Below are 24,490 nucleotides of genomic sequence, written 5' to 3' on the forward strand. Positions count from 1 at the left end.
CCCCCCCCCCCCCCCCCCCCCCCCCCTCCCCCCCCCCCCCCCCCCCACCCCCCCCACCCCCCCCCCCCCCCCCCCGGGCCGGCCCCCCTATCCTGCTGGGATGGAAGCACTGGCCGTACGGCTGTCGGGGTTCGATCCGTACGTCGACGGCGCGCTCCGGATCGTCACGTTCTACGACACGCTGATGCGCCGTCGGGTGGACCTGCCGGCCCTGGCGCGGGCCTCGGCGGGGCTCGCCGAATGCGTGACCGGGATCCGGTTGCACGGCACCGGGCGGGTGACCAGGGTCTCGCCGCACGGGACCGAGCCGGCCGCCGCGCCCGCACCGGCCTCCAGCGAGGCGCCGGTCACCCTCGACGACGAGGAGATCGGCACGGTGTGGCTGGAACGCCCGGGCCCGGCGGGCCCGTTGGACGAGGTGGTGCTCGACCGACTGGCCATCGCCGTCGCGGCCGCCGTCGAACGCTACGGCCCGGCCCGGACCACCATGGCCGATCCCGCCCTGGTGGAGCTGGCGATCAGCCCGGACGGCGACGAGGCGGCCCGGGCCCGGGCCTTGCGGCTGCTGGGCTTCGCCCCCGGGGCGTTGGTGGTGGCCGCGGTGCGCTCACCGCTCCCGCTCGACCGGGCCGCCGCGCTGTGCTTCCCGGGCGTTCCGGTGAAGGCGGCGCCGCTGGCGGACGTGGGCGCCGTACTGGCGGCCGCCCGGGAGCCGCTGCCGGACCTGACGGGGCTCCCCGCCGGGTTCCGGGTCGGCGTCGGCGGGGCGGGGAGCCCGGAGCGGTCCTGGCGCGAGGCCCGTACCGCGCTGCGCTTCACCACCGCGCGCGAACCCGTCGTCCGGTACGCCGAGTTGGGCGCGCTGGCGCTGCTGGCCGAGGTGCCGCCGGAGGCCGTGCGGGCGAACGGCGATGTGGCCGCGGTCGGCCGGATCGCCGACGGGCCGGAGGACCTGGCGACGCTGGACGCCTACTGTGCCACCGGCTCGCTGCGCCGGGCCGCCGAACTGCTCCACCTGCACCACAGCAGTGTGGCCCGGAGGCTGGAACAGCTCGCCAGGGTGCTGGGCTTCGACCTCGCCGAGCCCCAGGGGGTGACCCGGGCGAGGCTCGCCCTCGCCGCCTGGCGGCTGTCGGATTGATGCGGGAGCGGTGCGGGCGGTTCGTCAAGGCGGTGCCGTCGCTGGGTGGCTGTCGCCGGGTGAGCCGTCGCTGGACGGGCCTCGGTCAGAGGCCGAGCGAGTCGGCCGTCTCCTCGGCGGTCCAGGCGAAGAAGTCGGTGGCCGGGTCGAGCGAGCCGACCAGGTGGCCGTGGAGTTCGAACCCGATCAGGCCGATGAGCTGGATCCAGGCGGAGACGGCGCGGGCCAGGGTGGGTGCGGGGAGCTCGGGGGCCGCGAAGGCGGCGAGGTTGGCCAGCTGCTCGGGCAGGGCGCCCGGGAGGGTGGGGCCGGCGGGGGTGGGGCGCAGGGGGGCGGCGCGGACCACGCCGAGCAGGGCGAGGGGGAGGCGGGCGGCCGCCTCGACGGTGGTCTCGGGGGCGGCGTAGCCGGGGACGGGGGTGCCGTAGATCAGCGCGAACTCGTGCGGGTTGGCCCGGGCCCAGTCGCGGGTCGCCTGCCAGCCGGCCCGCCAGCGCTCGCGTGCGGACGCATCGGGCTCGGCCGTGACGGCGTGCTCGGCGGCCTCGCCGAGCTCGGTGTAGGCGTCGATGATCAGCGCGGTGAGCAGCTCGTCGCGGCTGGCGAAGTAGCGGTAGAGCGCCGAGGAGGCCATGCCCAGCTCGCGGGCGACGGCGCGCAGGGACAGCTGCTGGGCGCCCGCCGAGGCGAGCTGTCGGCGGGCTTCCTGCTTGATCTCGCGGGTGAGTTCCTCGCGGGCCCGTTCGCGGGCGGTGCGGATCGCTGGCATGGGGGCAGTCTGCCACAGATCGGATCGGTGCACGCATTCGAGAGCAGTGCTCTTGCTTTGCGGGGTGGCCGGTGCCATGCTGGAGTCGTCGCCGAGAGCAGTGCTCTCGAATCGAAGCGGTAGTCATGGAATGGAAGCGAGGAATCCGATGTCCCAGCCCAGCCACTCCGCCCAGTCGCCCGACCCCGCCACCCGCCTGGTGGCGCCCACCACCCGCCTCGGCATCGCCACCGGCAAGCTCCTCAACTCCGCCGTCGCCGCCCTCACCAAGGCGGGCATCAGCCTCTGGGGCTCCCGGGTCCTCGCCGTCCGCGGCCGCAAGAGCGGCGAATGGCGCACCACCCCCGTCAACCTGCTCACCCACGACGGCGTGCAGTACCTGGTCGCGCCGCGCGGTCACACCCAGTGGGTGCGCAACCTCCGGGCCGCCGGCACCGGCGAACTGCGGGTCGGCCGCCGCACCGAGACCTTCCGCGCCACCGAACTCCCCGACGCCGACAAGCCCGAGGTGCTCCGCGCCTACCTGCGCCGCTGGAAGTGGGAGGTCGGCTACTTCTTCGAGGGCATCGACGCCGACTCCTCGACCGCCGACCTGCTCCGGATCGCCCCCGGCTTCCCGGTCTTCCGCGTCGCGATCGGCTGAGCGGGGCCGTCGCGCGCGCGTGCGTCAGGTGGTCGGTACGAGGTAGCGGAGCTTGCTCCCCTCGGTGGCGATCAGGCGGCCGCCGTTGGCCTCGATCACGCGGCGGGAGGCCGTGTTGGTCTTGTCGCAGGTCAACAGCGCGCCGGTGACGCCGAGTTCGGCGGCCACCGGCAGGGCCGCGGCGAGCATCGCGGTCGCGTGGCCCCGGCGGCGGGCGCCGGGGCGGACGTCGTAGCCGATGTGGCCGCCGATGCGTTCCAGATTCGGGGTGAGGCGGTGGCGGATCGCCAGTCGGCCGAGCAGTTGGTCGCCCTCGGCCCACCACAGGGTGGTCATCGGTACCCCCGCGTCCGCGCGCATACCCGCCTCGGTCCGCTCGGCGACAACGCGCGCGACGTACGCGGCGAAGGCCTCGGGGTCGGTGAGCGCGGCCGGGTCCACGTCCCTGACGAACCACGGGACGGCCTGGCCGGGTTCGGCGTGGAACTCGGCCACCGCTGCCAGGAACGAGGTCCGCAGCCGTACGGTCGGGGTGATCAGTTCGGGCATCGCGTCATGATGCCCGACCGGTCTGGCCACCGTCACGGTTCGCGCCGCAACCTCCGTCGGCGTCGGCCCGGTGGCCGCGGATGCTCGTCGTCGGGCACCCAGCCGGCGAAGGCCCGGAGCGGCACCTCCGTCGCGTTCGCCCCGGCGAACCAGTGCACCCAGTCGTTGCCCTCCTCCAGCAGTGCGCAGGTGGCGCGGTACCAGTCCTCGCGGTCGAGGAGGGCGAGGTGGTCGGCGAGGAGGGAAGCGCGTTGGGCCTCGGTGCACCCGGAGTCCTCGGCCGGGGCGGTGGCGAGCTGCCGGGTGAGGGCGGCGAGGGTGGTGAGGCGGCCGACGGTCGGGGGCAGGGCGGACACGGCACGGAGGTGGGCCCTGAGCACGGTGGCGGAGTGGGGGTAGTGGCGCAGGGTCGTGCCCATGCCCGAGGCGTACGCCAGCATGGCGAGCAACCGGCCGCTGTGGTCCAGCAGTTCGTGATCGGCGGCGAAGTGCTCGACCTGCTCGTGGAGGCGGGCGGTCGTGGCGACGGTGCCCGCGAAGTAGCCGTTCAGGAAGTCGCCGTCGATCGCCCTGCGCAGCAACCAGGGACGGGCATCGGGGTGGTCGAGGCGGCAGAGCGCCTCGACCACGTAGACCCGGCCCCAGCTCGCCGTCCGGTCGGCGAGCCAGAGCAGGGACTGCGCGCCCGGGTCGAGGCGTTCCAGCGCGTGGGCCGCGAGCGGGCCGAAGTGGTTGGACAGCAGCCCGATCGTGCGGACCAGGGGGATGTCCTCGGCCGTGCCCGTGGCCGCGAGCAGCGCGAGGCCGACGGTGACGGCGCACTGGTCGTCGCCGTGGCGCACCAGCCACCGGCCTGCCGCCCGTACCTGGTCCGGGTCGTGGCGCAGGGCCGCGGCGGTGATGCCGTCATCGGGATGGATCGGGACGTGGACGTGGTGGAAGGCCGGGGCCAAGGCCTCGGGCGGCGCGGAGGGCCGGGCGAAGTGCGCGTCCAGGACGCGAACGACGCCGACGCCTTGGGTGCCCCGCCCGAGGGGGCGTTCAGGGCCGGGACCCTCGTGCAACTCCGCGTCCGGGAACGGCTCCCCGTCGCGCGGGAGAGGGTCGTCCGGCGTCAGCCGGTGGAGTCGGAGCGCGTGGTCGTACAGTCCGGGGCGGTGGTCGGGCGACGGGCGCCCGTGCGTGGCGCTCACCAGCGGGTGGCGGGCTCGATTCTCGTGATCATGGCTCAGATGGTGGCACCGGGCGGTTCGTTCGGGCAAGTGCTTTTCCGGCGACGCCCGTTCGACGCGCCGATCGGCCCGAGGAGAGCCGCTGTTAGCCTGATCGGCATGATCATGCGGAGATCCGGAAAACGGACGGGCGACGGTGCGACCTCAAGGCCGCAACGGGCCCTGATCACGGCCAGTTTCATCAGCAGGGTGGGCAACGGCCTGTTCAACACCGCGTCGATCCTGTACTTCACGCTCGTGGTGCACCTGCCCGCCGCCCAGGTCGGCGCGGGACTGACGATCGCGGGCCTGTGCGGGCTGGCCGCGGGCATACCGGCGGGCAACCTGGCCGACCGGCACGGGCCGCGCACCGTCTGGCTGGTGGGCCTGGCCCTGCAGGCCGTGACCATGGCGTCCTTCGTGCTGATCGACGGCTGGGCGGCGTTCACGCTCGTCGCCACGCTGGACCGGCTGGCCGCCACGGCGAGCGGCGCGGCGGGCGGGGCGATCGTCGCGCGGGCGGGCGGTGACCGTCCGGCCGCGTTCCGGGCCAGGCTGCGCACCTTCGTCAACCTCGGCGTGGTCGTGGGTACCCTGGGCGCGGCCGTCGCCATCCAGATCGACACCCGTGCCGCCTACACCGTGCTGATCCTCGCCAACGCCGCCAGTTTCGCCGCCGCCGGGCTGATCGCCTTCCTGGGTGTCCCGGACTACCGGCCGCTGCCCCGGCCGGCGGAGCACCGCCGGTGGTCCGTCCTGGCGGACCGGCCGTACGTGTCCTTCGTCGCGCTCTACAGCGCCATGGGCCTCCAGTACCAGACCGTCTCGGTGCTGCTGCCCCTCTGGCTGAGTGCCCACACCGACGCACCGCGCTGGACGGTGGCGGCGGTGTACGCCGTCAACAGCGCTGTCTGCGCACTGCTCCAGAGCAGGATCGGATCCACGGTGGAGACCCCGCGGCAGGGCGGCCGCGCCTTCCGGCTCGCCGGGCTGCTGTTCCTGGTCAGCTGTCCGCTGATGGCGCTGACCGCAGACGTCCCGGTGTGGGTCGCGCCGGTGCTCGCCGTCCTCGCGGTGGGCGTCCACAGCGTGGGCGAGGTGTGGGAGTCCTCGGGCGGCTACGCGCTGGCCTTCGGCCTGGCGCCCGACCACGCCCAGGGGCAGTACCAGGGCCTGTTCGGGATCGGCTTCGACGCGGGGCAGGCGCTCGCCCCGGCGGTCCTGGCCGGTGCGGTCCTGGCGCTCGGACAGCCGGGCTGGTTGCTCCTCGGGGTGTTCTTCGCCGCCGTGGGCGCGGCCGGACCGCCGGTGGCCGCCTGGGCCGAGCGGAGCCGCCCCGTGGCGCCCGTGCCGGCCCAGCGGCAGGGCGGGTCCGCGTCGGTGGAGGCCGACCGTTAGCGTCGCGTGCAGATGCAGCCGTGCTGCGGGGGAGCCGGCCACCGTGGTCGGGGAGGCCACCGCGGTCGGGGAGGCACCGTGGTCGGGGAGGCCACCGGACCGTGCTGGGCGCACCGCCGAGATCGGCGAACGCACCCCCCGCCCGCGCCCCGGACCAGGCCGACCGGCTCCGAGCGCGGCCCCCGTCAGCCCTTGCCGCCCGCCTTGAGCACCTGGGCGGCCGCGACGCCGGCGGCGCTGTTGCCGTGGCCGCCGCCCTCGACCTCGGCCGCGACCGCGAGGTCGTTGCGGTAGGCGATGAACCAGCTGTTGGTGGCCTGGCCCGAACCCGCCTCGACGGTGCCGGTCTTGGCCCCGATCTGGCCGCCGAGCCCGGACATCGGGGCGCGCGCGGTGCCCTGGGTCGCCGTCCGGGCCATCATCGAGCGCAGCCCCTGGGCGACGTCGCCGGGCAGCTTCCCGGGGGCCGTCACACGCTTGGCGTCCTCGCGGAGCACCGGCTGACGGAACGTTCCGCTCTGCACGGTGGCCGCGACCGAGGCCATCAGCAGCGAGTTCACCTGGATCTGCCCCTGGCCGATGTACGCGGCCGCCGCCTCGTCCTTGTTCCCCGGCACGGGGATGGTGGCGTCGCGGCTCGGGATGCCGATCCGCCACTGCAGCCCGAGGCCGAACTGGTCGCGGGCGACCGAGCTGAGCGTGCCGAGCTGGAGCTTCTCCAGGCCCTTGTCGATGAAGCCGGTGTTGCAGGACTGGATGAAGTCGTCGCTGAGGGTGTAGTCGAGGTGGCTGCCGGGCTCGTCGTTGTGCCAGCTCCTGGGGGAGTTGGTGGTCTCCTTGCAGGGCGCGGCGGTGTCCGGGGTGACCCCGGCCTCCAGCAGCGCGGCCGCGGTGATCACCTTCATCGTCGAACCGGGCGCCTGCCCGCCGCCGACCGCGCGGTTGAAACCGCCCAGCGGGGCGTAGGCCATCGCCAGGATGTTGCCGGTGCTCGGCTGGACGGCCACCAGCGAGGCGGGCTTGCCGTTCGCGGACTGCTGCTTCACCGCCTCCTCGGCGACCTGCTGGAGGTCGGCGTCCAGGGTGAGCTTGACCTGCGGGGCGCTCGGCGGGGTCAGCACGAACAGCTGCTCCGTCTGCTGTCCGCCGCCGGAGAGCACCACGGCCTGCCCGGTGACGACCTTGGCGCCGTCGGGCGGGGCGATCTGGGGCAGCACGGACTGCAGCGACGGGAACGCGTCCAGCGGCCGCCCCTTGCGGTCGGTGGGCTTGGACACCGGGTCGGGCAGGGCCTTCACGGCGATGGTCCGGCCGGCGGCCAGCTTGGGGTGGACCACGGTCGGCGCCCAGCGCACCAGCAGCCGCCCGTCGGAGGCCCGCATCACGCCGAGGGTGCTCTCGTACTCCCAGGCCTGCGTGGTGCCGTCGAACTCCGCCCGCACCCGGTAGCCGACGGCGGGCTCGCGCGGCGTGCCGACGGGCGCGGGGCCCGTCCCGGTCAGGGTGAGGGCGCGGGCGGACACGTTGTCGTGGAACGAGGCGAGCGCCATCCGGGCGGCCTCCGGGCGGTCGGTGAGCCCGGCCGCGACCGTGAGGTCGCCGCGGCCCCAGGCTGCCAGGAAGTCCTTGGCCACGGCGTCGGCCTGTTCGGCGGTGGGCGGAGCCTGAGGCTCCTTGGCGGCCGTCGGGGCGGCCTCGTCCCCGGTGCGGGTGGAGCCGCCGGTCACGGCGCTCATCACGTTGTAGGCGCCGTACCCGCCGACGATCAGCAGCGCGGTGAACACCCCGCCGACCGCCACCAGCCAGATCCGGCGTGAGCGCGAGCGGCCCGGGGCCTCCTGGTGGCCGTCGGCGGAGACGAGGTGGTCGTCGTGGTCGTGGCCCTCGTACGGTTCGTACGCTTCGTGCTCGTGGTGCATGGTTCTGTGTCCCCCCTGGGCGCTTCCTGTGCTCGCGGGCCCGTCCCGGTGCCGGCGGATCCGGCCGTGCGGCCGCCTGTCCGGTCGTTCGGGCGCGGACCAGCCTAAGCGTCGTCGATCGCTCGTTCGACGGCAGGGTGTTTGCCAACGCTTGACCTGGGGATGGCGCGGGGAGCCGGCCGGTCAGCGGCCGGTGGTGACGACCATGCGGAACCGGGCCTTCCCACTGCTCATCTTCGCCACGGCGGCGGCGGTCTCCGCCAGCGGGAGCTCCTCGATCCAGGCCCGGACGCCGGTGCGCTCGGCGAAGCGCAGGGTGTCCTGGGTGTCGAGGGCGGAACCGGAGGAGTGGGCGTAGACCTTGCGGTCCGCGGCGATCAGCTGCAGCGGGCTGATGGCGAGCGGGTCGGGGGAGACGCCGACGACGACGAGTTCGCCGCGGCGGCCCAGGCCGTCGACGGTGGCGGACATGGCGTCGGCGTCGGTGACGGTGGCCAGTACGACCTTGGCCCCGCCGAGCGACTGGAGGGCCTCGGCGACGTTCCCGGCGGTGCTGTCCACGTAGTGGTCCGCGCCGAGCTGGTACGCCAGCGGTTCTTTCTCCGCGCCGCGCGCGATGGCGACCGTGCGCAGGCCCATGGCGTGGGCGAACTGGACGCCCAGGTGGCCGAGGCCGCCGAGGCCGAGTACCGCCACGGTGTCGCCCGGGCGGGCGGCGGAGCGGCGCAGGGCGTTGAAGACGGTCACCCCGGCGCAGGCCAGCGGCGCGGCCTCGGCGGCGGTCAGGCCGTCGGGCACGGCCGCGAGCGCGTCGGCGGGCACGATGACGGAGTCGGCGTAGCCGCCCGGGTAGGCGGCGCCGGGGACTTTCAGGTGGGGGCAGAGGATGGCGTCGCCGTCGCGGCAGGCCTCGCAGCGCCCGCAGCTGCCGCCGAACCAGCCCACCGCGACCCGGTCGCCGACCCGCCAGTCCTCGACGCCGTCACCGAGGGTGTCGATCCGGCCCGCGATCTCGTGACCGGGGGTGACCGGGAAGGTGGTGCCGGGCAGCATGCCACCGGCGATCAGCAGGTCGGAGTGGCAGACGCCGCACGCCTCGACGGTGATCCGGACGGATCCGGGGCCGGGGGTGCGCAGCGGGACCTCGACCAGCTCGGGCGTCCCGCCCGGGGCGGCGACGTGGACGGCGCGCACGACGCCGTCGGCGGAAGCGGGGGTGGAGGTGGGGGTGGGGGTGGTGGCAGCCATGGCGATCCTTCTCACGGAGGTCGGCGCGGGGCGGGCCCGCGAACGCTGACCACACCAGCTTGCTGCGTCCGCCGGGGGTCGGCCACGCGCGGCCGGTCCCGTGCTCCCGGTCCCGTACTGCCGGTCCCGTACTGCGGCCCGTGCTGTCGGTGCTTCGTCGACGCCCCGGAACCGGGCCCCGCCGGCCTCAGGCCTTCTTCACCACGCTGGACTTGAGCTGCATCGCGCCGAAGCCCTCGATCCGGCAGTCGATGTCGTGGCCGTCGACACCGTCGACCAGGCGGATGTTGCGGACCTTGGTACCCGCCTTGATGCCCGAGGCGCTGCCCTTGACCTTGAGGGCCTTGACGACGGTGACGGTGTCGCCGTCGCTCAGCACGTTGCCGACCGAGTCCCGGACCACCCGCTCGCCCGCGCCGGCCTCGGCGTCGGAGTCGCCGGGTGCCCACTCGTGGCCGCACTCCGGGCAGACCAGCAGGGCGTTCATCTCATAGGTGTACTCGCTGGAGCACGAGGGGCACGGCGGGAGGGTGTCGCTCATGGGTGCGGGCTGTCCTGTTCTGTCCGGTCGGCACGGGGTCGGCGGCACGCCAGCCTGTATGAACTTGAAGAATTTTTCAAATCAACATCCCGGCGCGTGCCTGCTCCGTTCCCGGCGCGTGCCCGCTCCGTTCGCGCCGTGGACGCGGACGCTCCGGACTGATATCCAGACCCTGGCAGCCGGGCCCGCGGGCGGTCGGGACCGGACGGACCACCAGGAGAGCAGGGGCGATGCGCAGGATTCTGATCGTCGGCGCCGGACAGGCCGGCCTCCAACTGGCCCTCGGGTTGCAGTCCCACGGCTACGACGTCACGCTGCTGACCAACCGTGACGCCCAGGAGGTGCGGGACGGTCAGGTGCTGTCCAGCCAGTGCATGTTCGACTCCGCGCTGCGCCACGAACGCGCCCTCGGCCTGGACCTGTGGGCCGGTGCGGCGCCCCGGATCGAGGGCATCGGACTGTCGGTCAGCGGCCCGGGCGCGGCCAGGGTGATCGACTGGACCGGACGGCTCGCCGCCCACGCCCAGTCCGTCGACCAGCGGTTGAAGATGTCCACCTGGCTGGAGCTCTACGCCGAGCGCGGCGGCCGGCTGGAGGTGCGGCAGGTGAGCGCCGCCGACGTCGAACACCTCGCCGGCTCCTACGACCTGGTGCTGGTCGCCTCCGGAAAGGGCGGACTGGCCTCGCTGTTCGAGCGCGACGAGGAGCGCTCCCCGTTCCGGCGTCCACAGCGCGCGCTCGCCGCGAGCTATGTGCACGGGCTGGCGCCGCGCCCCGACGAGGAGTTCCCGGCGGTGCGCTGCAACCTGGTGCCCGGCGTCGGCGAGTTCTTCGTCGTACCGGCCCTGACGGCCGCCGGGCCCTGCGACATCCTGCTCTGGGAGGCCCAGCCGGGCGGTCCGGCGGACGCCTTCGACGGGCTCCGCGACCCGGGCGAACACCTGCGGGTGACGCTGGAGTTGATGAAGACCTTCACTCCTTGGGAGTACGATCGCGCCCGCGCCGGCGTCGAACTCACCGACGCCGGCGGCACCCTGGCCGGCCGCTTCGCCCCGGTGGTCCGCCGTCCGGTCGGCGAACTGCCGGGCGGCGGCGCCGTGCTGGGTGTCGCCGACGTGGTCGTCACCAACGACCCGATCACCGGGCAGGGCGCCAACGCCGCCGCCAAGTGCGCAGCCGCGTACCTGGAGGCGATCCTCGCGCACGGCGACAAGCCCTTCGACCGGGACTTCCAGCAGGCCGCCTTCGACCGCTTCTGGGCGGAGACCGGCCGGGCCGTCACCGACTGGTCGAACGCGATGCTCCGCCCGGCACCCCCGCACGCGATCGAACTGTTCGGCGCCGCCGGTCGGTTCCCGGCCGTGGCCGACCGGTTCGCCAACTGCTTCGACCACCCGGAGGACGTCGAGGAGTGGCTGCTCGACCCGGAGAAGGCCGCAGCCTACCTGGCGTCCCTGGAGGCGCGGGGCTGAGCACCGCCGGGGGCATCCGGTACGGGAATCCGTCGGGCATCCGTCGCGGGAATCCGTCGGGCAGCCGCCGGGGGCATTCGTCGGGCATCGGCCTCGAAGGGGTCACGACAGGGTCAAGCTCTCACCAAGTACCGCACGGGAACGACCTGATGATGGTGGGTTCGTGTCGGCCTCGGTCCGCCGGGGAACAACGGAGCACAGAACGCGAACAACAGGAGACACGTGGTGGCGGTCGACGGCAGCAACATGGCGCACGCGGTGATAGAGACGGCCGTGAAGGAGCGCACGCGCCTGCAGACCGGTCGCAGCCGGGCCACGGCGCTGGTGGTGCTGGTCCTGCTGGCCGGTCTCGGTCTCTTCCTGGCGCTGGTCGTCGGCAAGCCCGATCCGACCAGCGCCCCGGACTGCGACGGCCAGACCATGACCAGGCAGAACACCTGCCAGATCATCTCCAACCGCGGCGGCGGGGGCACGTTCAGCTACGACGAGATGATCGACCGCCGCGAGTCCGGGAAGGGCGTCTGGCAGGCGGTCGGCTTCATCGGCACCGGCCTGTCCGTGGTCCTGATGGGGGTGGCGATCAGCAAGCTCAACCCCAACCGCCCCTGGGGCAAGCAGGTCGACGCGGCCTGCCCGCGCTGCCACCAGCTGACCCTGCGCGAGAAGCTGACGGTGCACACCATCTCGCGGGGGCGCACCAACTACCGCTACAGCGGCATCGTCACGCTCTGCACACCGGTCTGCGGGTTCACCGCCGTCCGCCAGCGCTGACCAGCGCTGACCAGCGTTGGACCGCGGCTCAGCGGGAGTGCGAGGCCAGGCTGAGCAGCAGGTGGGCGGACTCCGGGTGGTGGAAGTCGGAGTGGGCGCCGGAGGGGTGGAGGTGACGGGCGGCGAGGCTGCCGCGGTAGCGGTGGCCGGCGTCGACGTTGACGATCGGGTGGTCGAGGTCGGCGTGCGGGTACGGGGAGTCGGTCGGCCGCAGCCGGGTGGTGAACTGTGGGACGGGGGCGGCGCCGGTGCCGGAGTGGCCGATGCCGGGGTGGCCCTCGGCGCGCAGGTGCCAGAAGCCGGTGGCGCGGTCCCAGCGCGAGTGGGTCAGCACCAGCGGGCCGCGCAGCGGGGCGCCGGCCCGGCCGGGGCCGAGGAACAGCCGGGGGAAGAGCCGGGTGAAGGCGTCCCGGGGCGCGGCCATCTGGAAGACCAGGGCGCTGTCGACGGTGAACGGGCGGCTCGGGTCGCCGGGCCGGGCGGTCCAGCTGAGCACCGGGGGCCCGGCCGGGCGGTCGGCCGCGTACTGGACGGCCTCGCAGAGGAAGCGGCCGCCGAAGGAGTGCCCAAGCAGGTGGAGGTACTGGCCGTGCCGGTTGGCCAGCACCCGCGGGGCGTCCGGTCGGCCCCGGCCGGTGTCGAGGTAGCCGAGCAGGTGGCCGAGGATGCGCCCGGCCTGGCCCCGGGCGCTCATCGCGTGCGCCCGCTCGCGGATCCGCCGGTAGCCGTGCAGGGACGGCAGGCTGGAGGACGGCCAGCGCACCACCACGCACCAGGGGCGGAACCCGGCGGCCAGCCCCGGGTAGCCGGCGGGTGCGGCGCGGTGCAGGGCGACCGCCCGCTCGACCAGGGCGGCGGCCGAGCGGTCGGCGGCGGCCGGGCTGGTCTGCCAGCCGTGCACGTACACGTACAGGTCGGTCGCCCACTCGGGGATCCGCAGGTGCCGGGCCAGGTGGTCGGCGACCCTGGCCTCGGGGACGGGAGTGCTCGTACCGGGGACGAGCAGCCGGCCGTGCTCGTCCAGGTCGACGGTCGCGGGCCGTACGGTGGCTGTCGAGGCCGGGTGCACGCGTGCGGTCACGGGTTGAGCTCCAGGATGCTGTCGATGCCGCAGTGCAGGGAGTAGGCGAGCGCCAGCGGGTTGCAGTACTCGCGGGCGAACCACCGCACCAGCTGCTGGGTGATCTCGCCGGCCGTGAACTCGCCGGTCAGGTAGTGGTCGAGGAAGGCGAAGGCGTACTCGGCGGCGAACTCCTGCGGGATCTGGAGCTGCGGCCCAAGCACGCCGTCTGCGCCCAGGTCGACCAACGCCCGCCCCAGGTGGTCGAGTTCGGCGGCTGCCGACTGCCCGGTGTGGCAGGCGTTCAGCAGCACGAACGGCCGGAACACGGCATCCGGCCGGTCGAGGTGGCGGCGGCGGTGGCGGCGCACCAGCTCGGCGTCGATGTGCCGGTCGTCGGAGAGCCGCACGGCGAGCTGCTCGTACGGTGAGTCGTTGGCGACGAACTGGCCGTGGCACCAGAAGTACATGACGTCCTCGTCCAGCACGGCCGCGGACAGCGCCTCCAGCAGCCGGTCCGACTCGGTGCGCACGGTCAGCTGGGAGCGGTCCTCCAGCAGTTTGCGGACCTCGGGCGCCCGGCCGATGCCGGTGAGCTGGTCGTCGGTGTTGAGGCTGGTGACGGGCTTGGCGCGGGGGGAGGAGGGCGACTGGATCGGCGGGTAGGCGGCGCCGGTCTGCTCGACCTGGTGGCGGTGGCCGAGGAAGTCGGCCCAGTCGTCCGGCTGGTGGCCCTCGACGGCGAGCATCGGCCAGGGGAGGTGGAGGTCCGAGTCGAAGCTGATCCGCAGCGAGCCGTGCTCGGTGAGGGTGCGGTTCAGGTAGTCGCGGAACAGGACCAGGCTGCGGTCGCCCCCCTCGAACATCGTCTCCAGGAAGTACCGCCCTTCCTCGGCGAGTTCGGCGACCTTGCGCTCGGCGACCTCGGCGAGCGGGGTGAAGTCGACGGTGGTGGCGAAGGGGTAGGGGTGGTACGGGTCGGGGTCGTAGCCGATCAGCCGGTCGCGCCAGATGGAGCGTAACCGGGCGGCCTTGGCGAGGAGTTCGGGCGCGGAGACGGTGAGCCGGGCCCGGTGGCTGCGGTTCCCGGGGGTGCGCTCGCCCGGTCGGAAGGCGCTGACGTGGAGCTCGTCGCCGTGGCGGCGGAGCGAGACGATCAGGTCCAGCGGGGCCGGGCCCTTGGGCGGGACGCCGTCGGTGGGGCCGAGCTGCCGGGGCAGCCGGGTGTAGTCGGCCGAGGGGTTCTGGCGGACGGCGACTTGGAGGTCCCGGGGCACGTCGATCTACTCCTGCTCCTGGTCTTCGGCTTCTGCGGGGACGTCGGTGGGGACGTTGGTGGGGATGTCGGGGACGTCGGGGACGTCCAGGACGGCAGAGAGGTCCTGGAGGACGGCGCCGTGACCCCGGTCGAAGACGGTGATCCGGACGGTGTGCGGGCCGGCCACGGCCGGGGTGAGCGCGAACCGGGCGGGCGCACCGGCGGGGACGTGGTCGGCGACGGGCGGGTCGAGCAGGGCCTCGGGGGACACGGCGGCGACCAGGCGCAGCTCGGGGAGGACGGCGGGTACGGAGCCGTCCGCGGGTTCGAGGTGGAACTCCACGTGGGTGGTGACGCCTACGGCGGGGTCCTCGACCAGGGTGAGGCGGGGCCGCCAGGCGGGCCGGGGTGCCGGTGGTTCGACGGCGCGGTGCACCGAGCCGCGGGTACGGCGGGGGAGCAGCTCCGGCGCACCCCGGCCGAGCCCGGCGTGGCCCCGCGCGGCCTGGGCGTGGGCCGGCCCGGCCTGGGGGTGGGCCGGCCCGGCCTGGGGGTGGGCCGGCCCGGCCTGGGGGTGGGCTGGCCCGGCCTGGGGGTGCGGTGCGGCCTGGACGGGGAAGGGTGCGCCGAAGACGGGCGGGGGCTGGGGCGCGGGCTCCGCGCGGTCGAGCCGGGTCAGCGCGGTACGGGCCTCGGCCGTCAGCGGGTGCCCGGGGCCCATCAGGGCCTCGCGCCCGACGCGGACCGCCGCCAGCAACGCCCGGGCGGTGTCGTGGCGCCCGTCCGCGGCGAGCGCCCGGGCCAGTCCGACGGCGAGGCTGGGAGCGACGGGGACCGGCCCGGTGCGCAGGGCGCCGACGCTGACGGCGACGTCCTCGGCCTCCCGGTGACCGGCCAGCAGCGCGGTGGTCGGCGAGGCGTCCCCGACGGTGAGCCGGTCGGCGATGATCCGCTCGTACACCCGGATCGCCCCGTCGGCGTCCCCGGCGCGCAGCCGGGCGTGGGCCAGGCCCTGGCGGACCTCCAGGGTGAGCGGGCTGCGCGGTCCCCGGGTCTCGGCACAGGCCTCCGCGAGCTCCTCCAGCCGGACGACGGCCCGCAGCGGGCGGGGTCCGTCGGCGAGCAGGAGTGCCTCGGTCAGGCGGGCCGGGACGGTGGCGTCGTCCTGGTCGCCGAGGGCGGCGGTCGCGGTGGCGACCAGGTCGCCGGCCAGCCGGAGCGCGGGTTCGGGTTGCCCGTCCAGGTGCCGGGCGAAGGCGAGGACGCAGCCGGCGTGCACCAGCTCGGGCAGGCCCGGACCGGTGAGCCGGCTCCACTCCTGCGCCAGCGGGGCCAGTTCGGCGACGGCCGCGGTGGTCTCACCGGCCAGCAGCAGGGTCCTGGCGAGGTCGCGGCGGAGCTCGCGGACGAAGGAGTGCCCGGGCCGGTACACGGCGAGGGCGTGGGTCATCGCGTCGCGGTAGGCGGCGGTGGCCTCGGCGTGGCGGCCGGCCGCGGCGAGGTTGCGCGCGAGGCTGTCCCGGACGTCGAGCACCTCGGGGTGGTCGGCTCCCAGGATCCGGCTGCGGTCGGCGAGCAGGGCCCGGTAGAGCGCGTCGGCGCGGTCGTGCTGCCAGCCGTGGCGGAGGGCGTGGCCCAGGTGGTGGCGGGCGGTCAGGGTGGCGGGGTGGTCCGGGCCGTCGACGCGTTCGTGGTCGGCGAGGAGCGCCCGGACCTCGGCGATCTCCTGCCGGTGGCGTCCGGCGAGGCGGTGGGTGTGGGCGAGCTCGTGCCGCTCCTCCAGGGTGTCCGGGTGGTCCGGCCCCTGGGTCCGGCACCGGGCGGTGACCAGGTCGGTGAGGAGCGCGGTCGCCCGGTCCGGTTCGCCGGTCTTGGCGAGCTCCTGGGCGAGCAGGGAGCGGACGGCGAAGGTGTCGGCGTGGTCAGGGCCGAGGACGCGGTCGTGGTCGGTGGCCAGCTGCTCCCGGTCGGTGACGGCCTGTCGGCGCAGTCCGGCGTACGCGAGGTCGGCGGCGAGGACGCTCCGGGCGGTCAGGACGGCCGGGTGGTCGGGGCCGTGGATCCGGATCCGGTCGAGCAGCAGGGCCTCGCTGAGCCGGATGCTGAGCAGGTGGTCGCCGGCGGTCCGGTGGGCCCAGGCGAGGAGGTACCGGGTCTCGAGGGTCTCCGGGTGGTCCGGGCCGTCGAGCCGCAGGCGGTCGGCGAGCAGGTGCTCGCACAGCTGCCGGGCCCGGTCGAGGTCACCGTTCGAGCGGCACGAGGCCGCCTCCCACCAGCGGGTGTTCAGGGTGTCCGGGTGGTCGGCGCCGAGCACCCGAGTGCGGTCGGCGACCAGGGCGGTGAACAGTTCGCCCGCCCTGCGGTGGTGGCCGGCATCGCTCTGGGCGAGGGCCTGCCACCACCGGGCGTCGAGGGTGTCCCGGTAGTCCGGGCCCAGGATCCGGGTGCGGTCGGCGACCAGGGCCGCGAACGACTCCGCGGCGCGGCGGTGGTCGCCGGCCCGGGAGTACGAGCGGGCGAGCTCCCCGCGCATCTCCAGCGTGTGCGGGTGTTCCGGTCCGTGGACCCGGGTGAGGTCGGCCACCAGCGAGGTGAACTCGGCGATGGCTCTGGGGTGTTCGTCGGATCCCTGCCAGGCCGAGGCGCGCTTGCGCCGGCACCGGACGGTGGTGGGGTGGTCCGGGCCGAGGACCCGGACGAGGTCGGCGGCGAGCGCCTCGAACAGCTCGGCCGCCCGCTCGTGCTCGCCGGCCTCGTGGCAGCTGAGGGCATGCTCGATGCGGATGTTGAGGGTGTCCGGGTGCTCGTGGCCGAGGACCCGGTCGCAGACGGCGACCAGCGCCTCGAACAGCGGAACCGCGCGTTGCGGGTCGTTGGCGCTTTGGCGGGCGGACGCGTGGGCGTAGCGGGCCAGCAGCGTGTCGGGGTGGTCGGGGCCCTGGACGCGAGCGCGGTGCTCGACCAGGGCGGCGAACAGCTGGTCCGCCCGGTGGTGGGCGCCCGCGTTCTGGTGCGCGGTCGCCAGCCAGTGGCGGGCGGTCAGAGTCTCTGGGTGGTCGGCGCCCTGGAGCCTGGTCCGGTCCCGCACCAGGGATTCGGCCAGCTCGACCGCCCGGCGGTGGTTCCTGGTGTTCAGATGGAGCGCGAAGCAGCTGACCCGGGCGTCGATGCTGTCCGGGTGGTCCGGCCCGTGGATCCGCACGTGGTCGGCCACCAGGGCCTCGTAGAGCTCCAGGGCGCGGCGGTGGTCGCCCAGGGACTGGTGGCTGTGGCCGAGCCAGAAGCGGGTGTTCAGGACGTCGGAGTGGTCGGGGCCCTGGATACGGACACGGTCGGCGAGCAGCGCCTCGTACTGGGCCAGGGCCTCGCGGTGCCGGCCGAGGTTGCGGTGGGTGGTGGCCAGCCAGAAGCGGGTGTTCAGCACGGCGGGGTGGTCGGGGCCCTGGATACGGACACGGTCGGCCAGCAGCAGCCGGAACAGGGTCAGCGCCTTGCGGTAGTCGCAGGCGTTGGAGCGGATCGAGGCCTGCCACCAGCGGGTGGTGAGCACGTCCGGGTGGTCGGGGCCGACAGCTCGTTGACGGTCGGCGACCAGGCGGTCGCACACCTCGGCCGCCTTCCGGTGCTGTCCGGCCTCGTCGAGGGAGCGGGCCAGCCGCAGCCGGGCGTCGAAGGTCTCGAAGTGGTCGTCGCCATGGACCCGTCGCCGGTCGGCGAGGAGCCGGCGCCGCACGGCGAGTGCGTCGCGCGGGCGGCCGGCGGCGTGCAGGGCCCGGGCGAGGCCGGAGCGTTCGTCCAGGGTGTCGGGGTGGTCGGGGCCCTGGAACCGGGCCCGGTCGGCGACCAGCCGCTCCAGCTCCTCGACCTCCTCGGCGGGCCGTCCGGCGACGCGCAGGGCGAAGCCCAGGAAGCTGCGCTCCTCCAGGGTGTCGGGGTGCCCCTCGCCCTGGATGCGGGTGCGGTCGCGGACCAGGGCGCGGTGCTGCTCGACCGCGAGCTCGGGCGTGCCGGCCTCCCGGTGGGCGCGGGCCAGTCCGCTGCGCGCGTTCAGGGTGTGCGGGTGGTCGGGGCCCAGCACCCGGGTGTAGTGGGGCACGACCTCCTCGAACCGGGCCACGGCGAGGGCGGGCCGGCCGGACTTGCGGAGGACGGAGGCCAGGCGCTTGCGGGCGTAGAGGGTCTGCGGGTGGTCGGGGCCCTGCACCCGGGTGCAGTCCGCGACGAGGGCCCGGTAGGCGGCGAGCGCCGCCAGGTGGTCGCCGGTGTCGGCGTGGGCGGCCGCGAGCCAGCGGCGGCCGTTCAGGGTGTCGGGGTGGTCGGGGCCGAGCAGCCGGGTCCGGTCGGCGACCACCTGCTCGTACCGGGCGATCGCCGAACTGTAGTGGCCGGCGGCGAGTTGGGCGAAGGCCAGGCCGCTGCGCCGGGTCACCGCGTCCGGGTGGTCGGTGCCGAGCACCCGTTCCGCGTCCGCCACCAGCTGCTCGTACTCGGCCACCGACTCCCGGTGCTGCCCGGCCACCTGGAGGGCGTACGCCAGGCTCGCCCGGCTGTGCATGGTGTCGGGGTGGTCCGGCCCCAGCACCCGGGCCCGGTCGGCGACGACGGCGCGGTACTCGGCGACGGCGAGCTCGTGCTGACCGGCCTTGCGGTGGGCCTGGGCGAGGGTGTGCCGGTCGGTGAGGGTGTCCGGGTGGTCCGCGCCCTGGAGGCGGGTGCGCCGGGCGACCACGTCCAGGCAGAGTTCGAGGGCCCGGGCCGGGTCTCCGGTCTTGGCCTGGAGCCGGCCGAGCCGTCCGAGCGTGGTGAGGGTGTCCGGGTGGTCCTCGCCGAGCAGCCGGCGCTGGGCGTCCGCCACCGCCTCGACCAGCCGTACGGCGTACACCCGCTGAGCCCGGTCGGTGAGTTCGGCCGCCGCCAGCTCGTACAGCGCGACGGTGCCGGCCGTCGGCCGGTCGGACGGGCCGCTGTCGGCCAGGTCCCGGACGTGCGGCAGCAGGGCGCGCCGCAGGCCGGGGCCGCCCGAGGGCCAGAGCCGGGTGGCGGCCGCCGCCAGGTGGTGTTCGGCCCGCTGCCGGAAGGTGCGATCGCCGTCGGCCTTGCGCAGTACGGCCTGGAGCAGCCGGTGGACGGCGACCGTCTCGCCGAGGGTGATCAGGTGGTAGTCGGCGAGCAGCCGCAGCGCCCGGTCGACCTCCTCGGGCCGGCGGGAGCCGTACGGGGTGAGCACCTCGCGCGGCAGCGCCTCGGGGGCGTACCAGGCCAGGGTGCGCAGCAGCTCGACGGCGAACGGCGCGGTGTGCTGGACGGTCCGCAGCGTGGTCCGCCAGAGCCGGGCCACGGTGGACTCGGCGCCCGGACCCACCGGGCCGGTGGCGCGCAGCAGTTCGCGGTAGGCGGCGAAGGTGGTGCCGGTCTGCTGGACGTAGGCGCCGGCCTGGGCGAGGGCGATCGGCAGGTGGCCGAGTTCGTCGGCCAGCGCCCGGGCCTCGGCCTGCTCCGCGGCGTCCAGGGTGTCGCCGGTGTACGCCGTGGCGCACAGCAGCCGGGCGGCCTCGGGGGCGTCGAGGACGTCGACGCGCACCGGCCGGATCCCGGGGTGCCAGCCGCTCGCGCGCCGGCTGGTGACCAACTGGTGGCCGCAGCCGAGGAGTCGGCCGACGTAGGGGGTCAGGTGGGCCGGGTCCTCGGCGTTGTCGTAGACGAGCAGCCAGCGGTCGTGGGCGCGCAGCCAGGCGATGGCCCACTCGACCTGCTGGCCGGGTGGGGCGGTGAGCGCCCAGGAGGGGTGGAGGTGGACGGCGAGCCCGGCGAAGGCCTCGGCGAGCTGGCCCTCGGACTCGGCGGTGATCCACCAGATCAGCCGGTAGTCCCCGGCCCGGGCGTAGGCGTAGTGCAGGGCCAGGCTGGTCTTCCCGACGCCGCCGAGCCCGTGCAGGGTGGTGGCCTGGGTGACCAGCCCGCCGCCGTCCGCGTGTCCGAGGGCTTCGCCGACGGCGCGCAACTCGCCCTCCCGGCCGATGAGTCGGCCGGCGGCCCGGGGCGGGAGGTTGGGGGTCGGGGTGGTGGCCCGGACGGTCAGCGCGGCCCGGGCGGCCTCGGGCGGGAGGACGGCGACGTGCGGGTCACGGCCGCCGGCGAACGGCGAGCCGGGGCGGCGGCGCTGCTCGTCGGGCTCCGGGCCGGGCATGCCGTTCTCGGGACGCCCGTGTGCCGTGATGGACATCAACACCGCGCCGCCCTCGCCCCCGCCCCCGTGTCCTGCTCTGCCCGCCTACCGTAGTGCAGGTCGGACGCGCTGTCAGCGGATCGGCGGCCTCCCGGGGTTTGGGCGGGGCCCGGGTGGGAGCGGGCGGTGGTCGGGCGGTGGCCGGGCCGTCGTCAGTCGGCGAGACCCAGCGGGTCCGGGGCGGCGGCGAGCAGCTCGGGGCCGTTGTTGCGGACGCTGTTGACGACGGGTGGGACGGCGCGTACCCGCAGGGCGCCGTCGGCGGGCCGGCGCAGCAGGTGGTGGAGTTCGGCGGGGTCGGTGTGGGCGGGGGAGAGCCAGCTGGGGACGTCGTCGGGGGCGACGGTGAGCGGCATCCGGTCGTGCACCCGCCCGGCGGAGTCGGTGGCGTCGGTGGTGATGACCGTGGTGGTGGCGAGCCAGGCGAGCGGGTCGTCCTCGGGGCGGGCGGGGTCGCGCCAGAACTCGTACAGGCCGGCCATCAGCATGGTGGCGCCGGTGCTGAGGAAGTACGGCTGCTTGTACTTCTTGCGGTCGGCGGTGGCGGGCACCTCGCGCCACTCGTAGTAGCCGTCGGCGGGGATGACGCAGCGGCGGGCCCGGAAGGCCTTGCGGAAGGCGGGCTTGCTGTCGACGGTCTCCGAGCGGGCGTTGATCATCCGGGCGCCGCCGGACGGGTCCTTGGACCAGGACGGCACGAGGCCCCAGCGCAGCGGGCGGAGCTGGCGCAGCAGTTCGCCGGTTTCGCGGTCCACGCGTTCCAGGACGGCCGGGACGGCGTCGGTGGGGGCGACGTTCCAGCTCGGCGCGAGGGTTTCGGCCGGGTCCCACCGGAGCTCTCCGAGCAGCGAGACGAGGTCCTGGGGCGTGGTGGTGGAGACGAAGCGGCCGCACATGCCTCCCAGCCTGCCACCCGGCACCGACGAACCGGGGGCTCGGCACGCGACGGAGGCGGCCAGGGAGCCGGTCAGCGCGCCGGGCGGTCGTCGGGCGCGTGGCCCGGGGTGTGGCCGAAGGTGCGGCGGAAGACGTCGATGAAGGCGCTGGCGGAGGACCAGCCGCACCGGTGGGCGACGGCGGTGACCGGCCGACCCTCGGCGAGCAGCACCAGGGCGTGGTGCAGCCGCAGCTGGGTGCGCCACTGGGGGAAGGTCATGCCGAGCTCGGCGCGGAACAGCCGGGACAGCGTCCGGTCGCTGGCGCCGACCGCCCGGCCGAGTTCGGCGAGGGTGCGGCGGTCGGCGGGGTCGGCGTACAGCAGCGCGCACACGGCCCGGAGCAGCGGCGTGGCGGGGGTCGGCAGGTGCAGCGGCTGCTGGGGCGAGGCACGCAGCTGGTCGAGCAGGACGGCGCGCAGCCGGGAGCGCTCGGGGCTGTCCTGCGCAGGGGCGCGGGTGTGGGCGACGATCAGTTCGCGCAGCAGCGGGCCGACGGCGAGGACGGTGGGCCGGTCCAGGCCGAGCGGGTTCTCGGTGGCGGGCAGGCCGATCAGGTGGAGCTCGAGTTCGCCGTGCGCCTGGTGGGCGTGCACGGTGCCGGCCGGGATCCAGAGCGCGCGGGTGCCGGGGGCGACCCAGGAGCCCGCGTCGGTGGTGATGGCGACCACGCCCCGGGCGGCGTAGGCGATCTGGTGGTCGTCGTGGCGGTGGGCGTCGATCCCGGTGCCGGGGGCGAGCAGCTGGGCCCGGGTGGGGGCGACGGGATCGTGGCGGATTGGCGACATTGCCTGGCAGATTATCGGAAGTCCGATCGGGGGTGCCGGTTCCAGCATGTCCGGGTGAGCACTCAAACCACTCGAACTAAACGGGCAGCCGGACCGACGCGAGGGCTGTCGGGGCGGACGTCGATCACCCTGCTGTCCCTCGGGCACTCCTGCGTGGACGTCTACCAGGGTGCGGTGGCGGCCCTGGTGCCCTTCCTGGTCGCCGAGCGGGGCTACGGCTACGCCGCCGTCTCGGGCGTGGTGCTGGCCGCCTCGCTGCTGTCCTCGGTGGCCCAGCCGCTGTTCGGGGCGGTGACCGACCGGAGGCCGCTGCCCTGGCTGCTGCCGGTCAGCACGCTGGTGGGCGGCGCGGGCATCGGGCTCTGCGGGCTGGGCGACTCGTACGGGTCGATGCTCGCCTGGGTGGCGCTGTCCGGCATCGGCGTGGCGGCCTACCATCCGGAGTCCGCGCGGGTGGCGAGGGCGGTGGCCCGGGGGTCCGGGCACCGGGGGATGGCCTGGTTCTCCCTGGGCGGCAACCTGGGCTTCGCGGGGGCCCCGCTGCTGGTCGCCGCCGTGGTCGGGCTCGGCGGGCTGCGGCTGACCCCGCTGCTCCTGCTGCCGGCCCTCGCCGGGGCGGTGCTGTGCCTGCCGGTGCTGCGCGCGCTGGCCCGGCAACGGGCCGCCGGGGCGGGCCCGGTCAGCCGGCCGGGCCGGGACGACCGGGCCGCCTTCGTCCGGCTGTCGCTGGCCGTGGTGTGCCGCTCGATCGTCTTCACCGGGCTGAGCACCTTCCTGTCGCTGTACGTCACCCAGCGGCTCGGCGGCGGCTCGGGGGCGGGGACGGCGGCGCTGGTGGTGCTGTACGCGGGCGGCGCGGTGGGCTCGGTGCTGGGCGGGGCGCTGGCGGAACGGTGGGGGCGGGTGGCGGTGGCGGGCTGGTCGTACCTGGTCGCGGCGGTGGCGGTGGCCGGGGTGCTGGTGGTGCCCGGGCCGGCGCTGTACGTCTGCGTGGCGCTGACCTCGGCGGGCCTGTACGTGCCGTTCTCGCTCCAGGTCACGCTGGGGCAGGACTACCTGCCCTCGCGGATCGGCACGGCGAGCGGGATCACCCTCGGGCTGACCGTGAGCATCGGCGGCCTGGCCGGCCCGCTGATCGGCGGCCTTGCGGACGCGACCTCGCTGCGGACGGCGCTGGTGCCGCTGGTGGCGATGCCGCTGCTGAGCTGGGCGCTGTTCCGCACCCTGCCGGAGCCGACGCAGCCGCCGGTGGAGCCGGGCGTCTGACGAAAGGGGACGACCCCTGCCCGGGGGGTGGGCAGGGGCCGTCCGGGCCGGGCGGGGCGGGCGGTCGCGTCCGGGTGTTCGTGCGCTGCGCCGCTCGGGGTTGAAGCTCAGTGCCCTAGGAGCCGTTTGAAGTTCGGATCATGTGGTTGAGGTCAGGGACTTCAGCCACATGATCGATCCGCGGAGGTGCAGGCCTGCCGTGTAGCTTTCCGGGCTCTTGTCGTACCGGGTGGCCAGGCCGCGCCATGTCTTGATCTTCTGGAAGCACCGTTCGACGTGGTTGCGCCGCTTGTAGCGGTCTGGATCGAAGGTGACCGGCCGGCCGCCCGCGGAGCCCTTGCGTCTGCGGTTGGCCGCCTGGTCCGCCTTCTCCGGGACCACCGCGGTGATCCCGCGTCTGCGCAGGTAGGCACGGTTGGCCTTCGACGAGTACGCCTTGTCGGCGGCGACGGCGTTCGGCCGGGTGAGCAGCAGCGCATGTCGGCCGCTTGACGCCACTGCCACCCCGACTAGTCAGGCAGCGAGTCCGAGCTCGAGGAGCTGTGCGGCGCGGCCGATGGAGCCGGGCATCAGGTGGCGGTAGATCTTGAAGGTGACGTCGATGCTCTTGTGGCCCATCCGATCGGCGACGTCGGTGATGCGGGATGTTGTGGGTGAGGCAGTTCGAGGCGAAGAAGTGGCGATTGCCGTACATCGTCATGTCATCGGGGATGTGAACCGGCCCGGCCTGTTTGATCCGCTGCCACTGGTTCTGGATGTAGTAGTACGCCAGGGCGGTGACGGAGAGCGCGGGTCGTCTCAGGCACCCGCGGAGCGGTCGTTGGCGGCCGCATCGGCGAGGCCCGCACGCAGGAGCCGGTGGCCGAGGTCGATCAGGGCGCGGCCGGCGGCGTACTCGTCGCCGATCTCCGGGACGGGAGGGTCGAGGGGGTTACGGTGGGCGGCGGTGCGGGCCTCCAGGGTGTTGTCGCCCGTGTCGAGGGTGGCGTGGACCTTGGTGGTGTCACCCTCCTCGAAGAGGTCGAGGCGCAGGGACCACCGTTTGGTGCGCATCGAGTTCGGGGTTGTCGTGGTCATCATCGGCTCCTGGGTTTCTCGGGCTGGGATGGTCGGTCCGGGCTCGACAGGGTTCATCTGGCGGGGGCGGTGCGAGAACCAGGCCCTTGCGTCCAGGAGACCGCCGCCGGGCTCCGGAGGGCAGGGCCGTTCGACCCGCCGGTGGACCCCATCGGCCAGGACCTGTCGGGGGCCGTCACCGGCGCGTCGGCAAAGCCGGACGTGCCGCGGGACGAGGG

At 74.8% G+C, this 24,490-nt stretch carries 18 protein-coding genes and 1 pseudogene; 6 read left to right on the forward strand and 13 right to left on the reverse strand.

Features of this window, described 5'->3' with window-relative positions; genetic code table 11:
• Window positions 1-100: 100 nt before the first annotated feature.
• The gene (locus ACZ4W5_RS27140; protein ID WP_465657484.1) at window positions 101-1,141 is read left to right on the forward strand and encodes a helix-turn-helix domain-containing protein; all 1,041 of its coding nucleotides are present in this window, start codon (window positions 101-103) and stop codon (window positions 1,139-1,141) included.
• An 85-nt stretch (window positions 1,142-1,226) separates the two neighbouring features.
• On the opposite strand, the gene ACZ4W5_RS27145 is transcribed toward ACZ4W5_RS27140, so the two are convergent.
• Window positions 1,227-1,910 (reverse strand): TetR/AcrR family transcriptional regulator, encoded by a 684-nt coding sequence (locus ACZ4W5_RS27145; RefSeq protein ID WP_465657486.1) that lies wholly within the window; start codon window positions 1,908-1,910, stop codon window positions 1,227-1,229.
• Window positions 1,911-2,058: 148 nt separating this feature from the next.
• Between ACZ4W5_RS27145 and ACZ4W5_RS27150 the strand changes: the two genes are divergently transcribed.
• Window positions 2,059-2,553, forward strand: coding sequence for a nitroreductase family deazaflavin-dependent oxidoreductase (locus ACZ4W5_RS27150; protein ID WP_465657488.1), 495 nt, complete (start codon window positions 2,059-2,061; stop codon window positions 2,551-2,553).
• A 24-nt stretch (window positions 2,554-2,577) separates the two neighbouring features.
• Here the strand turns inward: ACZ4W5_RS27150 and ACZ4W5_RS27155 are convergent, their stop codons facing one another.
• Together ACZ4W5_RS27155 and ACZ4W5_RS27160 are read right to left on the reverse strand one after the other, a co-directional pair.
• On the reverse strand, window positions 2,578-3,102 hold the full coding sequence (locus ACZ4W5_RS27155; protein ID WP_465657490.1) for a GNAT family N-acetyltransferase: 525 nt from the start codon (window positions 3,100-3,102) through the stop codon (window positions 2,578-2,580).
• A gap of 32 nt (window positions 3,103-3,134) precedes the next feature.
• Window positions 3,135-4,295, reverse strand: a complete 1,161-nt coding sequence (locus ACZ4W5_RS27160) for a hypothetical protein (protein ID WP_465657492.1) — start codon at window positions 4,293-4,295, stop codon at window positions 3,135-3,137.
• A 144-nt stretch (window positions 4,296-4,439) separates the two neighbouring features.
• Between ACZ4W5_RS27160 and ACZ4W5_RS27165 the strand changes: the two genes are divergently transcribed.
• A complete protein-coding gene (locus tag ACZ4W5_RS27165) occupies window positions 4,440-5,711 on the forward strand; it encodes an MFS transporter (RefSeq protein WP_465657537.1) in 1,272 nt (423 codons plus the stop codon).
• A 185-nt stretch (window positions 5,712-5,896) separates the two neighbouring features.
• On the opposite strand, the gene ACZ4W5_RS27170 is transcribed toward ACZ4W5_RS27165, so the two are convergent.
• The 3 genes from ACZ4W5_RS27170 to ACZ4W5_RS27180 form a co-directional block, all read right to left on the reverse strand.
• Window positions 5,897-7,630, reverse strand: a complete 1,734-nt coding sequence (locus tag ACZ4W5_RS27170) for a penicillin-binding transpeptidase domain-containing protein (protein ID WP_465657493.1) — start codon at window positions 7,628-7,630, stop codon at window positions 5,897-5,899.
• 183 nt (window positions 7,631-7,813) lie between these two features.
• Window positions 7,814-8,878 carry an alcohol dehydrogenase catalytic domain-containing protein gene (locus ACZ4W5_RS27175; protein WP_465657495.1) on the reverse strand — a complete coding sequence of 355 codons (1,065 nt, stop codon included), beginning with the start codon at window positions 8,876-8,878 and terminating at the stop codon, window positions 7,814-7,816.
• 187 nt (window positions 8,879-9,065) lie between these two features.
• Window positions 9,066-9,419, reverse strand: a complete 354-nt coding sequence (locus ACZ4W5_RS27180; RefSeq protein WP_360231362.1) for a zinc ribbon domain-containing protein YjdM — start codon at window positions 9,417-9,419, stop codon at window positions 9,066-9,068.
• A 230-nt stretch (window positions 9,420-9,649) separates the two neighbouring features.
• Between ACZ4W5_RS27180 and ACZ4W5_RS27185 the strand changes: the two genes are divergently transcribed.
• A complete protein-coding gene (locus ACZ4W5_RS27185; protein ID WP_465657497.1) occupies window positions 9,650-10,891 on the forward strand; it encodes a styrene monooxygenase/indole monooxygenase family protein in 1,242 nt (413 codons plus the stop codon).
• Window positions 10,892-11,116: 225 nt separating this feature from the next.
• Window positions 11,117-11,662, forward strand: a complete 546-nt coding sequence (locus ACZ4W5_RS27190) for a hypothetical protein (RefSeq protein ID WP_402490154.1) — start codon at window positions 11,117-11,119, stop codon at window positions 11,660-11,662.
• 28 nt (window positions 11,663-11,690) lie between these two features.
• On the opposite strand, the gene ACZ4W5_RS27195 is transcribed toward ACZ4W5_RS27190, so the two are convergent.
• The 5 genes from ACZ4W5_RS27195 to ACZ4W5_RS27215 form a co-directional block, all read right to left on the reverse strand.
• Window positions 11,691-12,743 carry a hypothetical protein gene (locus tag ACZ4W5_RS27195; protein WP_465657499.1) on the reverse strand — a complete coding sequence of 351 codons (1,053 nt, stop codon included), beginning with the start codon at window positions 12,741-12,743 and terminating at the stop codon, window positions 11,691-11,693.
• The gene (locus ACZ4W5_RS27200; RefSeq protein WP_465657501.1) at window positions 12,740-13,999 is read right to left on the reverse strand and encodes a CHAT domain-containing protein; all 1,260 of its coding nucleotides are present in this window, start codon (window positions 13,997-13,999) and stop codon (window positions 12,740-12,742) included. Before ACZ4W5_RS27200 ends, ACZ4W5_RS27195 begins: the two co-directional genes overlap by 4 nt.
• 6 nt (window positions 14,000-14,005) lie before the next feature.
• A complete protein-coding gene (gene fxsT, locus ACZ4W5_RS27205; protein ID WP_465657502.1) occupies window positions 14,006-20,203 on the reverse strand; it encodes an FxSxx-COOH system tetratricopeptide repeat protein in 6,198 nt (2,065 codons plus the stop codon).
• A gap of 155 nt (window positions 20,204-20,358) precedes the next feature.
• Window positions 20,359-21,102: an SOS response-associated peptidase gene (locus tag ACZ4W5_RS27210; protein ID WP_402490164.1), complete on the reverse strand. Its 744-nt coding sequence runs from the start codon at window positions 21,100-21,102 to the stop codon at window positions 20,359-20,361.
• A gap of 71 nt (window positions 21,103-21,173) precedes the next feature.
• The gene (locus ACZ4W5_RS27215) at window positions 21,174-21,929 is read right to left on the reverse strand and encodes an AraC family transcriptional regulator (RefSeq protein WP_465657504.1); all 756 of its coding nucleotides are present in this window, start codon (window positions 21,927-21,929) and stop codon (window positions 21,174-21,176) included.
• Between the two features lie 105 nt (window positions 21,930-22,034).
• On the opposite strand from ACZ4W5_RS27215, the gene ACZ4W5_RS27220 reads away from it, so the two are divergent.
• A complete protein-coding gene (locus tag ACZ4W5_RS27220) occupies window positions 22,035-23,195 on the forward strand; it encodes an MFS transporter (RefSeq protein WP_465657538.1) in 1,161 nt (386 codons plus the stop codon).
• Between the two features lie 138 nt (window positions 23,196-23,333).
• Here the strand turns inward: ACZ4W5_RS27220 and ACZ4W5_RS27225 are convergent.
• A pseudogene (locus ACZ4W5_RS27225) lies at window positions 23,334-23,660 on the reverse strand (transposase); the annotation flags it as partial.
• Window positions 23,661-23,993: 333 nt separating this feature from the next.
• Window positions 23,994-24,272 (reverse strand): dsRBD fold-containing protein, encoded by a 279-nt coding sequence (locus ACZ4W5_RS27230; protein WP_360231338.1) that lies wholly within the window; start codon window positions 24,270-24,272, stop codon window positions 23,994-23,996.
• Window positions 24,273-24,490: the final 218 nt, after the last annotated feature.

It is taken from the genome of Kitasatospora sp. NPDC029367 (genome assembly GCF_055569135.1).